The sequence below is a fragment of the Vibrio cortegadensis genome (assembly GCF_024347395.1).
Taxonomy (GTDB): Bacteria; Pseudomonadota; Gammaproteobacteria; order Enterobacterales; family Vibrionaceae; genus Vibrio; species Vibrio cortegadensis.
On sequence record NZ_AP025472.1, the window covers coordinates 1,471,260 to 1,486,592 of the forward strand.

Sequence of the window (15,333 nt, forward strand, 5' to 3'; positions counted from 1 at the left end):
TTGTGAATAATTAATCAGAAGAGGGAATGCCGATGCTCAATGAAAATCATGCCTTTATTTTAGATTTTCCAGATCTTAAATTAGACATTGTTCAGCTCAATCATGATGACCCTACATTTAAAGCCGACCTACAAAAATACCACCTGTTAGACTACAACATCCGTGAACTTGAAGTTTCCGGTAGCCCAATTGATGACGAAAATATGCATACACTTAAGCTTCAGAGAATGGAGTTGAAAGATTTACTGTATCAGCAACTAACAAAACATCATCAAGAGGCAAAGCAAGAATAACATCGTTTCTGGTTAACTCGATATCAATGAGTTTTAAGCCTTTTTAAAGATATTCGATAGCTTTTGTAGTCACTAATGCCCAGTAGTCATTTACTGGGCATTAATCGTAAATGCTAAGATAAATTTTGCCAATATCTCAACCCTTCCAAAACGCCTTGAGCATGAGTTGCTTGGCTTGTGTATACATTTTCCCTACTGCTAAGGTGAGCCACTTCTTGGTAGTGGTTAGCGACTAAAATAGCATTAATGCCGTCAATTGTGAGCATAGACGTATCATTGGCAGAGTCACCTGCAACACACACTTCTTCAGGCGTTAAATTGTTCTTTTCTAAAAGGTAATGAATGGCTGCGGCTTTTGTAATACCTTTTGGTGTTATATCCAGAAACCATCCATGAGAGTAGGTAAGACTAACATGAATAGCGTTGTCTTTTAATGCGCTCTCAAGTTCAGCGAATTGATGCTCGTTTATCGTCCCTTCTATGGTGATTTTGTAGGGGCTCTGATGTTGCTCACTGCATTGACCTAAAAAATCGAAGTTTTGAATGACAGCTTCAACTTTTGGCTTGTTCCATGTTGATTGGAGCTTATTCTGCCAGGCTAAATCGACATCAAAATTGTGATGAATTTGAGTCCCGATATCACTGATGATGCAATAGGGAGAGAGGTAGTTATCACCTGCTAGTCCCTCTTTTATAGAAGGTAACGTTCTACCTGTGGCGATGACAAAATGCAGATCAGGCTGCTCGCTTAGGTAATTGGAAAGCTGAGTCACACCCATTGATGATCCTCCGTCAAGAGTCCCATCAAAATCACATATCAACATCTTAATCATCGGCTGAATACCACTCTAGAAAACTATAGAAGCGAAAAATCGCACTGTAATTATCTAGATTGGATCAACTCAGTTTTAGAAACAAGCACTTGTGCTGTGAATTACTTCATAATATGACGCAACCTATCTAAATAGCATAAACCGTTGGAAAATCGAGAGTAGGATGCGATTGAACAAATGTCTGGTGACCATAAACGTGTTCAATCATTGTGGGTGTGATCGCCTCCCAAGGTGTTCCGTCAGCTTGAAGCTTGCCACTCTTTAACACAATAACTCGATCTGAATATTGCGCGGCTAAATTTAAGTCATGCATCACTATGATGACCGCAGCCCCCTCATTTGCTAACTGGCGTGCTAAGCGAAGGGTGTTATGTTGGTGGGCAAGATCCAATGCAGAGGTCGGTTCATCAAGCATGATGATCTTACGTGAACTTTGGCTGACTTGCGTTAGCACTCTCGCAAGATGAACTCGCTGTTTTTCACCTCCAGAAAGTGAAGGGTAGAGCCTCTGCGCCAAATGACCAATGCCCGTTTTTTCCATCATGTTTGAAGTTATGGCTTGCAGTTCTTTGTTCGGCAACTCTAAAGGTAAGCCGCCAAGTTCGACAACTTCCTGCGCATTAAAAGCGAAAGATAAAGTGCTATGTTGCGGAAGGACACCTAACTGCTTTGCAAGATTTTGGCTATTCCAACGCTGTTTATGCTGATCAAAATAGTGAATATTGCTATTACTTTCGATCTCGCCACACAGAATTTTTAAGAGTGTGCTTTTTCCTGCACCATTGGGTCCAAGTAAGGTCGTTACTTGCCCACATTGAAGTTCAATATCGACATTATCCAAAATCAATTGGTTGTTTATTTGATAGGAAATATTAGATGCGGAAATCGCGGTTGAATGGGAGTTCATTAAATTTTTCCCCTTTGCGTGAACAGTAAATACAAAAAGAAAGGGGCACCGATGATGGCGGTAACAATCCCTACTGGAAGCTCTGCAGGGCTGACCGCAACTCTTGCAAACATGTCAGCACCAGTCAGTAATAACCCACCGAGTAAGGCCGATAATGGAAGTAAAGTTTTATGGTTTGGACCAGCAAGCATTCGGCCAAGGTGGGGGATAATGAGTCCGATAAATCCGATCATTCCAGATAAACTGACAGTGATCCCAACGCCGACAGCGCTCAGTACGATCATCCGCTTTTTAAGTGACTGAACATTAACACCCAGGTGCTTGGCTTCCGCTTCCCCCAGAAGAAGAGCATTGAGGCCAGATGCATTTCTGATGAATATCGTTAGCAATATCAGAAGGCCAACAGAGGCGAAGATTAAATCAGTCCATTTAGCACCGGCAAGCGATCCCATTGACCACAAAGAGAGGTCGCGCAGCATTTGATCGTCGGCGATAAAGTTTAAATAACCGATACCCGCACCAGAAAGCGCACTGATAGCCACGCCAGCCAATAGCATTACGGTTATCGACGTTCCGAACTTACTGGTACCTAGACGATAGACTATCAATGTCGTTATTGCGCCACCAAGAAAAGCAAAAACTGGCACGGCAGCAAAATCCATCAGCATTGGATATTCTTGAGCTACGGATGAAAACAGCACGATCGCAAGTGCTGCCCCTAATGCCGCCCCGGCAGAAACGCCAATAATCCCCGGCTCCGCTAGTGGGTTACGAAATAGCCCCTGCATGACAACCCCTGATATCGCTAATATTGCTCCGACCAACATGCATAGCAAGGTTCTTGGCAAACGTACTTGGTGAATGATGAGATCAACATGGGCAGGAGTGCCCGATAGCCATGGATTAAGGCTACTGAAGCTATCGAACAATGTAATTGCCATTGGGCCCGTTGCTATAGAACTTAAAGCAATAAACAGAAGCAGAGCCCCGTTTATCCACAACAGTTTTGAATATGAGATGTACTTTAACAACATAGTGATAGCTTATTGGTATAGAAGGGTGTTTAGACGTTCTGCTTCGTCGAGAGTTGCAAGACCTAAGCCGCCGACCAAAGCTGAACCTTTAATTCCGATGACTTGTTTGTGCTGACCTGCTGGAGTCGATGATAAGGTTGGAATTGACTTGATAATATTGTCGATACCTTCGAGTTTTTTGATGCTGCGATTGCTCACTAAAATCACATCTGGTTGCATTAAAAGCATGGCTTCCATTGACACTGGCTTGAACGATGAGATTGAATCGCTTGCCGGGTTTATGCCGCCAGCTAGGCGTATAAGCTCATCCATGGTGGTTTCTTTACCAGCAACATAAGGCGCTCTGCCTTCATGAAGTAATAAATAGATAACTTTTTTCTGTTTGCTATCCTGTGGAATATTGCTATTTAGTTTCGCTACTTTTTGATTAACCGTTGCTTTGATGCTGGCGGCTTTTTGGGTCTGGTTGGTTATTTTTGCAATCTCATCAATGCGATCTAATAAGCCTTGAATGGTAGGCTTGGTGTTCACCACATTGACATTGATGGATGACTGCGCCAATAAATCGAGTGTCGATTGAGGCCCCATTTCATCCGAGCCAATAATGCGCGTCGGCTTTAATGCTAAAAGTCCCTCTGGAGACAGCTGTCGATGATAGCCAATTTTCGGCATGTTTTCGGTTTGAGGCATTTTACTTGTGACATCCACGGCAACCAGCGACTCTTGAGCGTCTAGGGCAAAAATCAGTTCAGTTACAGCGCTGCCTGCACTAATAATTCGCTCCTTCGCAAATGCGGCTGAGGGAGCAGATATGAATGTGAGAGCCAAAACTAAAGAGGCAAGGTTACGGGATGTTTTGAGGTTGTTGAGCATTCTATTTTTCGTCCATTAGAATTTGAGTCGCTTTAATATTATTGTCTTGTAAGAAAGCGAGTAATTTAACCATATGCTGAATTTCAGCGGCTTTGTCTGATGCGATGACGACTTGAAACTTCGGCTTGGTTTTCACTTGTTCAAGCAGTTCCGAAGTGAAGCTTTGCCATGTCAGAAAGGATTTGCCATTCAACCCCCAGTAGGGATCTTCTTGTAATATGTTGATGGTGATGGACTGACTATCAACCTCAGAAACGGACTCGGTATCTGCCGACGGTAGGTTAACTTCCAGAGATTGAAGTTTGACTGTCGCGGTTAGAAGTAGAAAAACCATTACAATGAAAATGATGTCTAAAAGGGGCGTTAAATCGGGCTGCTGTGATTCTGACGCCTCGATGTGAGGACGCTTAATCATGTACTCGCCCCCGAGGGAACCGTCAGGTTGGTTTCATTGGTTAATGGAGTCACGAACACGCCATCAATCCACAAGTTGGTATAATTGAGCGAGTGTTCTAACCGCGCTAAGATTCGATCTGCCCACAGTCCCAATAATTGGGCGCTAGAAATAGCGGGTAACGCGATGATCAGACCAATCGCGGTAGTTCGCATGGCAAGTCCTAATCCGTCGGCGAGAATATTTGGAGTGATAGAGCCTGTGGTTGCGGCAACACTTTTGAACATATCAATGAGACCAAGAACGGTACCTAAAAGGCCGAATAGTGGGCTGATCATGCCTATTAAGCCAAGGATCTTCAGCCCAGAACGTAACTTATAACGTTTTTCTTGCAGCCATAAGCCAGCCACATCTTCACGTAGAGCCTTGTTGATATGACGGTGCGATAAAAGCATCGCGTTTCCCTTCGCAGATAAAGCGCGACGTTTTCTAAGTGAATCAACCAGTGAATCAATGCCAGATCCGTTCGTGGGATCGAGTTGAGATAATGATTTACGGATGGAATTGTGTGAGCAGCCTGAATAAATCAACAACTGAATCGTACGCTCAAGTAAGAGTGCGAGGGTGATGACTGAACAGCACAATAGAGGCAAGGCGACAATGCCGAGCTGCGAATACAAATGTGAAAAGTTGAACATGTTGTTTCCAATACTACTTATTTAAAGAAAATCGAACAGGGATCTGCACTCTGTGTGCAATAGCTTGTCCATCAATAACTTGGGGAGAAAATTGCCAGCCACGGATCGCCTTAAGTGCAGCTTCATCTAGAATTGGGGTCCCTGAAGAGGTCACCAACTGTTGTTTGACCTGTTTTCCGTGCTCGTTAAGCCAAATCTCATATAAAGCCGTTCCTTGAATCCCTTTACGCTGTGCAATACGAGGGTAACGAGGTGCTTTTGGTCGCTTTAGAAAGCTAGGTTTGGTGATTAGCTGCGGCTTTTCTGTTGCGCCAGATTTAGAGGCGACTGGTTTTGCTTCAGTTTGCGGTTCAGTGACTTTTTTCTCAGTCTTGACTGTTTTTTGGTTTGGTTCAGCAGTCTGTTTTTTTGAAACTACCTTCTCAGTTTTAACGACCTTCTGTTCAACGACAGGCTTTTTTGTCGTGGTCTTTTTGGGTGGTAGAGGTTTCTTAGTCTTAACAGATTTGCTTTTATTCAGTTTAGGTTTAGTTGCTTCCGTTTTCACCGATTCAGCTTTAACTGTTTCAGGTGTCTTGGATTGTGGGCTCGGAGTAGATGCAGGGGCGACAGGTCTACTTTGGGATACGAGCTTGATATTAACTTGCGAAGACTGGCTTCCAACAGGCATGGCAAAAGCTTGTTTCTCTGGAGTAGCCCAAATCACAGCGGTATGAATGACAAGTGATATGCTTGCGGCTGTAAGATAACGAAAGTTAAGCACGAAGAGCTCCGTTTAAAATAAATCAATGCTATTGGGATTATTATAAACAGAATAAGAATGAGATCAATTATCAATTGCATTATCATTAAAAAATAATTTATGATAACGACAATGACGAAGCTCTTAGCAGTAAAGAGCGAGACAATTAGATAGAACCTCATGAGCAAACAAATAGATTTAAGCCAATTACCTACGAGTATATTAGGAAAAAGTACGCCTGAACCACTGCTTTTTTCCTTTGATCGAAAATCCTCAGCGCATGCAGGTAGTGGTGCTATCCCCATTAAACCAAATGAGTTTAAACCACGATTTTCAAGCGCATTATCTGAAACGGTAAACATCAGTAAAAATCGATGTTTATATGTCCATATTCCATTTTGTCGTGTGCGTTGCACATATTGCAATTTTTTCCAACACGCCTCGAGCAAGCAACTGGTTGAAGATTACTTTGAAGCGCTAATGATTGAGCTTGAATGGAAAGCAAAACAACCTTGGACTCAAGCGGCGCCATTTCATGCTGTATACATTGGTGGTGGTACGCCTACGGACTTAACTGCGACTCAAATTGAAAGACTAGGGAAGAGGATTCAACAGCTTTTCCCCTTAACAACGGATTGCGAAATGACATTAGAAGGGCGAATTAACCGCTTCGACGATGAAATGTTCGATAAATCTCTTGAAGGAGGCTTCAATCGTTTCTCATTTGGTGTGCAGAGTTTTAATTCCAAAGTAAGGCGAGCAGCCAAGCGACTGGATGATAAAGAGTACGTATTAAATAGAATTCAAGAATTGAGCCATTCAGATCAAGCGCCAATTGTTGTCGATTTGCTCTATGGACTACCTTTCCAAACCAATGAAATATGGCAACAAGATTTGGAGGATTTTCTTGAAACCGGGGCTCATGGGGTCGATCTTTATCAGTTAATCGAGATGGGCGGCACGCCGATGAAAGGGTTGATTGAAAAAGGAAAACTTCCGGAACCTGCATCAACAGAAGAGAAAGCTTACATGTATAAATATGGTGTTGATTTTATGAATGAACATCATCTAAATCGCTTGAGCGTGAATCACTGGGCTCGAGATAACAGAGAGCGCAGCATTTACAACAGTTTAGCCAAAACAACAGCAGAAGTATTGCCTGTCGGGTGTGGTGCCGGTGGCAATGTTGGCGGTGTTGGAATAATGCAACACAGAACACTCGATGGCTATATTGACTCGATCAAAGCGGGAGAGATGCCAATCGCAATGATGACTCAATCAGCAGCTTCATCTGATCTCTATTCTATGATCAAAGCTGGATTTGACCGTGGTGTGCTGTCTAGGCGATTACTGCTTCAACATGCACCACAAGACCTGTTCAGTTACCTCATGCCACTTTTTTTACACTGGCAGAAAAATGGTTTGGTGAAAGTCAGTAACGATTATTTAAGCTTGACCTTAGCCGGTGAGTTTTGGGCAGTAACGCTGGCGCAAGGCGTTATTTCAGCATTAGCGAACGTCAATGTTCGTGCCGCATAAATTGATTTAAGAGTATTAACCGTGAATAAAGACGTACTAGAGTTATTGAAACAAGAACCTTCTTTGCTACCAAGTGATATTGCAAAGCAGTTAGATATTTCAGAAGCCGAAGTTGTTAAGTCATTGCCTGAAGAGATGGTGACAATGATTGAAGGTGGCGAGGCACAAAACATTTTGGAAGGTTTAGTAGGTTTTGGTGATGTTACGACGATCATTCATTCCTTCGGCTCAATTTTTGAAGTAAAAGCACCGTTTCCAAAAGGAAAAGTGGCACACGGCTACTACAATTTGATGGGGAGAAACGGGGAACTTCATGGCCATTTAAAGCTGGATCTAGTGTCAGATATCGCTTTAGTCAGTAAGCCATTTAGAGGAACAGAGAGCCATTACTTCGGTTTCTTTAATGAGGGTGGTGATTCGATATTTAAAATTTATCTAGGTCGCGATAAAAAACGTCAACTTCTTCCAGAACAGATCAGCGCATTTACATTACTTAAACAAAAATACAAATAATAAAAAGTCAGCTTAAAGGAAATATAATGAACTCAGCAGTTAAACAAGAACGTTTACAAAATCGTCTTGAACCCGAAATTCAGGAGTTCAGAGACTCACGTAAGACGTTACAACTCGCAACGGTTGATTGCGAAAACAAGCCCAATGTAAGTTATGCGCCGTTTGTACTATTGGATGATGGTTACTATATTTTGATATCGGAAGTAGCAAGGCACGCGAGAAATTTACAACAAAACCCAGATGTATCCCTGATGCTTGTCGAAGATGAAGAATCATCTAAGCAACTGTTTGCGAGAAAAAGATTAACCTTTGATGCAACGGCAATTTTGATTTCTCGTGACGAAGAGAAATGGCAGGAAGCGGTGATAAAGATGAAAGCGCGCTTTGGCGATATTATTGACGGTTTAAGCTCTCTAGAGGATTTCAAAATGTTCCGCTTGAAACCTATTCAAGGCTTGTTTGTGAAAGGTTTTGGCCAAGCATTCCAAGTGAGTGGTGATGATTTAGTTGATTTTGTGCATTTAGAGCAAGGGCATAAAAAGCATAAAGCTTAACAAATTAAACAATAGCAATATAAAAATAAACCCAGGGTAAAACCTGGGTTTATTTTATTTGGTGTAGGGTAAACTGGTTACAGATATATAAAAGTGAAAACTCGTATATATAGTAATCTTATCGTTTTACAATCGTATCGTTGAACGCAATAGTAGAATTGTTCAACCCAATATAGATACAAAAATGGCGACCTAAAAAGGTCGCCATTTAGCGGTTAGACAATAATATTTACGTAAGATTAGAATTTGTAATCAAGTTCTATACCCCAGTTTCGGCCAGCTTGAGCTTTGCGATCTAGGCCATTATCATCAGCCTCCGATCCAATCATATCGTTATATAACCAATACTGTTTATCGAAAGCGTTGAATAAACCACCACGAACGGTTAGGTCATTCATTGGGCGGTAATATGCTGTTAAGTCCACAAGAGTATAACCTGCAACATTAATATTTTCGTAGCCGCTATTTGCCCACTTGTCTTTGCTTGCAACCATGTTGATATTTAGCAAGGTACCAAACGTGTGGTTTTCAGAGTCATAACCCAATCCAAGGTTCGATGTTAATGGTGCAACACTGTCGATTGAGTCACCTGATTCTTTGTCTCGTCCTTCTGCATATGCAATGCTAAGTTTTGAGTAGGTTCCTTTTGGAGCATCAAAAGCTTCGTCTAATAAGAAAGTAGAGCTAAGTTCAACACCGTAAATTTCTACTGACCCGATATTCTCTTTTGTGTAATGCTCTTTACCATCGTTCGGACCACCAACTACTTTGCCAAGATACTTTTGGTTGATAAAGTCTGAGTAATCATTGTAGAACGCCATTAACTCTATTTGAGCGGCAGTTGATTGTGCTCGGATACCTGCTTCATAAGAGATGCTGCTTTCTGCTTTAAGATCTGGGTTAGCATCGATAACGGCACCGCTATCATAGAAATAGTACATATCTTGCAGAGTTGGAGCTTTAAACCCTTGGCTTATTTGAGCTAATGCACTGAAATTATTATTGAAATGGTAAACCGATCCTAATTTTGCTGTGAATGCATCGTTTTTACTGTCTGGGTACTCAGTGCTAAAGCCATCATTCGTTTTAGGCTCAGCCTTAAATGAGTCATATCGAATCCCTGCTGTTAATACCAGTTGTTCGTTTAACAAAAACGCTTGGTCTTGTAGGAATATTCCGTATTGAGTCATCGTTGCATCGGGCATATCGGTATGACCTGGAGCGACAGTACCTAAATCATATTTGTAGTCGGTATTTTCCGTTGAGAATTTATTTTCTTTATAGCTAATTCCGTAGGTTAATTGATGGAAACTGTCACCAACATCGGCCAATTTATCAAATTGTGCATCAAATTGAATTGAATCATCACTGGCAATACGTTCACGCATACGACGGCCTGATGTATAAGGTGAGCTACCGTAAGAGGTGTCGTAATTTTCAGATAAGGACTCAGTTTGCTGAACATTCAGTTTCGATTCAAGGGTATCAAAATATGAATTATTCGCAGTCCACTTATGTTCAACACCCACTCTGAGTCTTGTGGTTGTATCTTTGTTGTAATTATCTTTATAGCTAAAACCAGGCATGATGGTATAGCCTTCATATGACAATTCATCTTCATCATATTGCGAAGTGTAATACTCAACGATCGCACCAATTCGATGTGATTCATTTAGATTGTAAAATGCTTTCGCTAATAAATTACCCATTTCAGCATCGGCAGGGTTTGATGCACCGCGAGTAGGGCCATCGATGTCGGCACCATTACTGTGAGTTTCACTCTCATTGCCCGTTTTATATGTGAGCATGAGCAGTGTTTCTAAATCGGCTTCACGCATCGCCCAAGTACCAGTGGTTTTAGAACTGGAATCGATACTGTTGTAGCTAGTCTTAGCTTCAAACGCATTCTCGTCGCTGTCGGTTCTTAAGATGTCGTCAGGGTTTTTCGTCTGCATCAATACCGTACCACCTAACGCATCTGAACCGTAAAGAGTTGAGGATGGACCTTTATTCACCTCAATCACTTTCAAAGTATCGATCTCGATACTGCTAGGGTATTTACGCTGCTCGTTAGCGCCTGGGTTATAGGGAGTAGGCTGCTGAACACCATCAACCAACACTTTGATTCGGCTATCGCTCATCCCTCGAATAGTAAAACCAGATAGCCCAAATCGACCACCACCGTTCGCGGTCACGCCTGGAGTGTACTTTAATGCATCCTGAATGCTGTTCGACATGGTATTGTCAATATCATTACTGGATACAGTCGAAATTGAACTGGAGACATCTTTTAGATTTTGTTCAGTTCTCGTCGCTGAAACAACAACCTCATCAAACATTGTGGCTTGGGAGTTTGATGTATCTTGAGCGTAAATACTGGGTGATACAGCCGCAAAAATAGAAGCGGCTAAAAGGGTTTTCTTGGCAGACATATGTTTTCCTTTATCGTGTCTTTTTTCATCCAGCAAGATGATACATAATGCGAATGATAATTGCTATCATTGTTATTTATAATAATTGTAAAGATTGTGATAATTGAATTGATCCCTGAATATTTGCTGCATCACAATTAATAACGCTGTGCATCCAGTGGCATTTGGTGGGGTTGTTTTCTGCGATTAGGGTACTAGCAGTGAGTATTACGTACTGCCATTTATAAATTAGCTTGGAATTTTATGATTTGAGTCAAAGATGCGTTTAGTTCTATTGTCTGCTTTTGATACAAAGTAGTTTCGAATTGTTTTTTCTGTAAAATTATGGGCCTTAGCGTTTCAGTGTATTTCTCTGTAAAATTTAGAATGAATGTCATATTCATATTTTGAGTAATTTAACTATTGCTAATGTAAGAGCTGTGAAACTCATAAGCTTAGTTTGATTAGCTACATCCATTTGGTTGTATGTGGTCATATTTAGAATCAGTGCAATTAGTTGCTCAAGGTATAGGATTTATAGTTGTGAATGCGATTAGAGAAATGAATCAGACTACTTGTTATAAACAGATAATCTCAAACTCTCGTTTATCTGAAGTATTGAGGTATGATAGTGAACTCTTTTTTTCTATATTACACAACAGTTCTAATGCTATTTTAATAACCAATAATCAAGTCGAAATTGTTTATGTAAATAAGCAATTTGAAACCATAAGCGGTTATAAACTGTGTGAAATAATTGGGAAAAACCCACGTTTTTTGAAATCAAAATTTACCCCCGAAGAGACTCATTACAGCCTCAAAAAAGCATTAGTTGATCGACAGGTATGGGAAGGTGAGTTCATTAATATTCACAAGAGTGGCACTGAATATTTTGAACATGCGGTAATTAGTCCTATTAAAAGTACAGATCAACATCTATTGGGATTTTTTGCAGAAAAAAGAGACATCACTGAATTAAAATCGGAACAGGCACGAAGCCATAAAATAGGGTATCTAGATTCATTAACAAACTTATCAAACCGTCGATATTTTATTAAGGCAGTCGAGCGATTGTTTACGATCCCAAAAGAAGATAGGCCTGATTTTTCGATACTGTTTATTGATCTCAATCGTTTTAAAGAAATAAATGATGGCTATGGGCATGAAGTTGGTGATCAAATATTAATTGAAGCGGCTAAACGATTTAATCAACAATGTAATTTGAACGATATCTTAGCCAGAGTGGGTGGCGATGAGTTTGTCTGCCTTCATATTCACACAGATTCATTCAGTGCAAAAACATTGGCTCGACACTTAACTGCTTCACTTGTACCTGATTTTAAAGTGGCGGGTAGCGAATTAAATATTAGCGCCAGTATTGGTTTTTCATCTTGGCCTAATGATGGTAATTCGATGAAAGAACTGCTCATCGCCGCTGACTTTGCTATGTATGAGTCAAAGAATTCTAATAGAAATATTTTTCAATTTAATCAGAAGCTCAAGAACAAATTAGAGCGTGAATATTTATTAGCGAAGAAGATAACTAAAGCAGATTTCTTTCTTGTTTATCAACCGAAAGTTAACTTAAAAACAATGCAAGTAGCGGGTGCTGAGGCTTTGCTTCGTTGGGATGATCCTGACTTAGGCACAATTTCACCTTATGAGTTTATTCCCATTGCTGAAAGTCGAGGAATGATTCGGAAAATAGGTTTTTGGGTGCTAAGGGAAACATGCACTCAATTAAATCGTTGGAAAAATGAAGGTTTTGATTTTCCTGGGCGTGTTTCGATTAATTTATCTATACATCAAGTTGAGCATGAAGAGTGCTACCAAGATATTATGGATATCATAAATGAAACGAACGCGCCTATCAGGAAAATAGAGTTTGAGGTGACAGAGTCTGCAATGATGCAGCACCCAGACAAAGTAAAAAAGGTGATAAATAAGCTGAGCCACGAAGGTTTTAAGTTCTCTATCGACGACTTTGGTACAGGCTTCTCATCTTTATCCTATTTAACCACTTTAGATGCACATATTCTTAAGATAGATAAGTCATTCATTGATGGGATGAACCAAAATAGAAATAGCAGGACTGTCGTAAAGTCTATCATTAATCTTTCTCATAGCCTGGATATTAAAGTCTTGGCAGAGGGGGTGGAATCAAGAGATCAATTGAAAACTTTATTACTACTTGGATGTGACATGATACAAGGGTATTACTTTTCTCAACCAGTATTGCCTGTGCAACTACAGCAAGTGGTATCTTCGATTAATCACCAAATACCTGATTAATAGCTAGGGAATTCGATAACCTTCAATAGATGCAATAACGTGTCGTTAACCTCAGACCTAAATTCGCCATTAGATCGATGACTGTAACGGTTTTGGTACTTGCTGACCGCTTGAACTCATATATGATGGAGATAACAAGAGTTTACCTGTAGCGACACGGAAACGGTATTTATAAGCGATGAGCAATGAACAAAACAGAGTAAGAAAAGCGACGCGGGTTGAAAGTGTCATGAACTCCGCCATGTGGCACTTGGCTCAAAGAGATATGACTGAGAGTGAGCTGTTAGCAAAATTACGAGTTAAGACAGACAACCAAGCTTGGATTGATGAGACTTTAGAAAAACTTCGTGGGTTCGGATATTTAAAATCTGATAATGATTTTGCTATTCAATTTATTGAACGCTCATTCTTCAGCGAATATGGATCTGGCTACATTACAGAGAAGCTTAAGAAAAAGGGCATTAAGAGTGATGTCATTTCTGAAGCAATTGAAAGAGTCAAAGAAGATAAACAGATAGACGAACAAGACATTGTGACAGAGCGAATCAATAACTATTACTCTGAATTCAATATGAGTAGAGAAAAGCTAACAGCGACGCTCCAAAAAAGAGGTTTTAGTTACGCGCAAGTAAAAGAGGCCATCGCTCAACATCCCCAATCTTCACAGCTGCAATCAAATTTAGAAATCAAGGCAGCCAAAGCTGATCTAGAAAAAGAAGTGCTGAAATACGTTCGCAAAGGCAAGGGATTGACGGTCATCCGCCAAGAACTGCGTCAGAGAAAGATTGACATTACTGATCTCGATGCGCTGATTGAAAAATTGGTCTCAACTGAAGAGGTGGATTTTTTCTCATCATGCCTAGAGCAGTTAGAAAAGAAAAACTACGATGTGGCTAACCATAAAGAACGAAGCAAGGCCTATGCGATGTTGACCCGTAAAGGTTTTTCATCTGAAGAAATTAACTATGCATTGAGTGAAATAGGCCAATAATACTCGTGATTAAGTTTAGATTTTTGGAAATCCAAGCTTCTAGTACTAAAGCATTATGAACCTAAGCATTATGAACCTATGCATTATGTATCTATGCTTTACGTATCTAAGCGTTATGTACCTAAGCAAGAATGCCAATGAAAGATTTGCGGTTAGTTTTTTGGGACTAGCCGCAACCGTATGGTTATATGTACTAACGATAAATCTAAATGATAAAACGTAAACCAATAGTAAACGCAATATCGGTACTGTTATCCATATTACGTGCGTTTTCGCTCATAGAAAAATCCAATGCGACCCTCTCCAAACTATAACGATACCCCAAAACTACTTCATTTGAAGGCTCTGAAAAGTCATCGTTGCTTTCAGCCCAACCACTATAGTTGTGTGATTCAATGATGACGCTATGCTTATTATTGAACGCGTAGTTGTAACCCACAGCCCACATTCCAGCTTGCTTAGTTAGTAGTTCATTCGGTATGTCTGATGAACTTCGATTAACCACGCCAAGCATAGAGTGGAAAGTATGTTTTTCATTTCTGAAGCTGTAGTTGATCTGAACACCTTGCTCAAAGCTGTCACGCTTGAACGGCCCTGAGTTCACAAAGTTATAGTAGATGGAGAACCCAGCGGATAGAGAGTGATTTGTATCAGAGTAGAAACGGTACTCATTATATGACGTTAATGCATTAGTTAGGGTTTCCCCTTCAAAATCATTGATTTCAATTCCTAACTCAGGAATTGAGATATGAAATTGATCTTGAGGAACTTCATCTCGTCCATTCTGACCAATTCCAAAGAAATCGTGGAAGTTGTGAGTTAATTCATCCAAACCATTATCACGCGCAACAATCCTTTTAAACCCAACCTCTGATTTCCAGCGGCTATTCACTTGCCAAAGAATGGCAATATCTGCTTGGTTTTGATAGAAATCTAGAAAATAGTCACTAGTCTCTGCCCAAACGCTAGCTTGATTGTATGATGATTTTACTTCAAATGAACCGGGAGCGAGAGCATTGGAATCACGAAGTTGCAGAGATAATACATTTGAGTGTATTGGCGATTGTGCATACGAGTATATTGGTTGGCTCGCGAATGCATGAGAACAGTAAATAATTGGTAGAATGAATAGTAACTGACGGTTTTTCATTGGCTTATGAATGAGTAAATAATAACCATATTATGGGCTAAAAATAGACAATAATACACTGTTTTTTATTTTGTAACGGATTAGGCTTACAACAAAAAAAGCCTACTGA

At 40.4% G+C, this 15,333-nt stretch carries 15 protein-coding genes; 6 read left to right on the forward strand and 9 right to left on the reverse strand.

From position 1 onward, the window contains the following. The first annotated feature begins 32 nt into the window (after positions 1-32). A complete protein-coding gene (locus OCV39_RS07105) occupies positions 33-293 on the forward strand; it encodes a YdcH family protein (RefSeq protein ID WP_017051631.1) in 261 nt (86 codons plus the stop codon). Positions 294-406: 113 nt separating this feature from the next. Here OCV39_RS07105 and OCV39_RS07110 read toward each other — a convergent pair whose 3' ends face one another. From OCV39_RS07110 to OCV39_RS07140, 7 genes are all read right to left on the reverse strand, one after another. Further along, entirely contained in the window at positions 407-1,126 is a 720-nt protein-coding gene (locus OCV39_RS07110) for an HAD family hydrolase (RefSeq protein WP_261889416.1), read from the reverse strand. 127 nt (positions 1,127-1,253) lie between these two features. After that, positions 1,254-2,033: a heme ABC transporter ATP-binding protein gene (locus OCV39_RS07115; RefSeq protein WP_261889417.1), complete on the reverse strand. Its 780-nt coding sequence runs from the start codon at positions 2,031-2,033 to the stop codon at positions 1,254-1,256. Next, positions 2,033-3,067, reverse strand: a complete 1,035-nt coding sequence (locus tag OCV39_RS07120) for a FecCD family ABC transporter permease (RefSeq protein ID WP_136994595.1) — start codon at positions 3,065-3,067, stop codon at positions 2,033-2,035. Before OCV39_RS07120 ends, OCV39_RS07115 begins: the two co-directional genes overlap by 1 nt. Positions 3,068-3,076: 9 nt before the next feature. Further along, positions 3,077-3,940 (reverse strand): heme/hemin ABC transporter substrate-binding protein, encoded by an 864-nt coding sequence (locus OCV39_RS07125; RefSeq protein WP_113795628.1) that lies wholly within the window; start codon positions 3,938-3,940, stop codon positions 3,077-3,079. A 1-nt stretch (position 3,941) separates the two neighbouring features. Then, positions 3,942-4,355: an ExbD/TolR family protein gene (locus tag OCV39_RS07130; protein ID WP_017051626.1), complete on the reverse strand. Its 414-nt coding sequence runs from the start codon at positions 4,353-4,355 to the stop codon at positions 3,942-3,944. Further along, entirely contained in the window at positions 4,352-5,032 is a 681-nt protein-coding gene (locus OCV39_RS07135) for a MotA/TolQ/ExbB proton channel family protein (protein WP_261889418.1), read from the reverse strand. Before OCV39_RS07135 ends, OCV39_RS07130 begins: the two co-directional genes overlap by 4 nt. Positions 5,033-5,045: 13 nt before the next feature. Next, positions 5,046-5,795 carry an energy transducer TonB gene (locus OCV39_RS07140; protein WP_261889419.1) on the reverse strand — a complete coding sequence of 250 codons (750 nt, stop codon included), beginning with the start codon at positions 5,793-5,795 and terminating at the stop codon, positions 5,046-5,048. A gap of 159 nt (positions 5,796-5,954) precedes the next feature. On the opposite strand from OCV39_RS07140, the gene hutW reads away from it, so the two are divergent. From hutW to hutZ, 3 genes are read left to right on the forward strand one after another with little or no spacing between them, the layout of a single operon-like run. After that, positions 5,955-7,313, forward strand: coding sequence for a heme anaerobic degradation radical SAM methyltransferase ChuW/HutW (gene hutW / locus OCV39_RS07145; protein ID WP_261889420.1), 1,359 nt, complete (start codon positions 5,955-5,957; stop codon positions 7,311-7,313). Positions 7,314-7,334: 21 nt separating this feature from the next. Then, positions 7,335-7,826: a heme utilization cystosolic carrier protein HutX gene (gene hutX, locus OCV39_RS07150; protein WP_261889421.1), complete on the forward strand. Its 492-nt coding sequence runs from the start codon at positions 7,335-7,337 to the stop codon at positions 7,824-7,826. A 26-nt stretch (positions 7,827-7,852) separates the two neighbouring features. After that, complete coding sequence (gene hutZ / locus OCV39_RS07155) at positions 7,853-8,380, forward strand: heme utilization protein HutZ (protein ID WP_017051621.1); 528 nt, start codon at positions 7,853-7,855, stop codon at positions 8,378-8,380. Between the two features lie 239 nt (positions 8,381-8,619). Here the strand turns inward: hutZ and OCV39_RS07160 are convergent, their stop codons facing one another. Further along, positions 8,620-10,812 carry a TonB-dependent hemoglobin/transferrin/lactoferrin family receptor gene (locus tag OCV39_RS07160; RefSeq protein ID WP_261889422.1) on the reverse strand — a complete coding sequence of 731 codons (2,193 nt, stop codon included), beginning with the start codon at positions 10,810-10,812 and terminating at the stop codon, positions 8,620-8,622. Positions 10,813-11,298: 486 nt separating this feature from the next. Here OCV39_RS07160 and OCV39_RS07165 point away from each other — a divergent pair, with 486 nt between their 5' ends. Together OCV39_RS07165 and OCV39_RS07170 are read left to right on the forward strand one after the other, a co-directional pair. After that, the gene (locus OCV39_RS07165) at positions 11,299-13,083 is read left to right on the forward strand and encodes a sensor domain-containing protein (RefSeq protein WP_261889423.1); all 1,785 of its coding nucleotides are present in this window, start codon (positions 11,299-11,301) and stop codon (positions 13,081-13,083) included. Between the two features lie 229 nt (positions 13,084-13,312). After that, positions 13,313-14,074 carry a RecX family transcriptional regulator gene (locus OCV39_RS07170; RefSeq protein WP_261889489.1) on the forward strand — a complete coding sequence of 254 codons (762 nt, stop codon included), beginning with the start codon at positions 13,313-13,315 and terminating at the stop codon, positions 14,072-14,074. Between the two features lie 205 nt (positions 14,075-14,279). Here OCV39_RS07170 and OCV39_RS07175 read toward each other — a convergent pair whose 3' ends face one another. After that, positions 14,280-15,224 carry a DUF3187 family protein gene (locus OCV39_RS07175; RefSeq protein WP_261889424.1) on the reverse strand — a complete coding sequence of 315 codons (945 nt, stop codon included), beginning with the start codon at positions 15,222-15,224 and terminating at the stop codon, positions 14,280-14,282. Between the last annotated feature and the right edge of the window lie 109 nt (positions 15,225-15,333).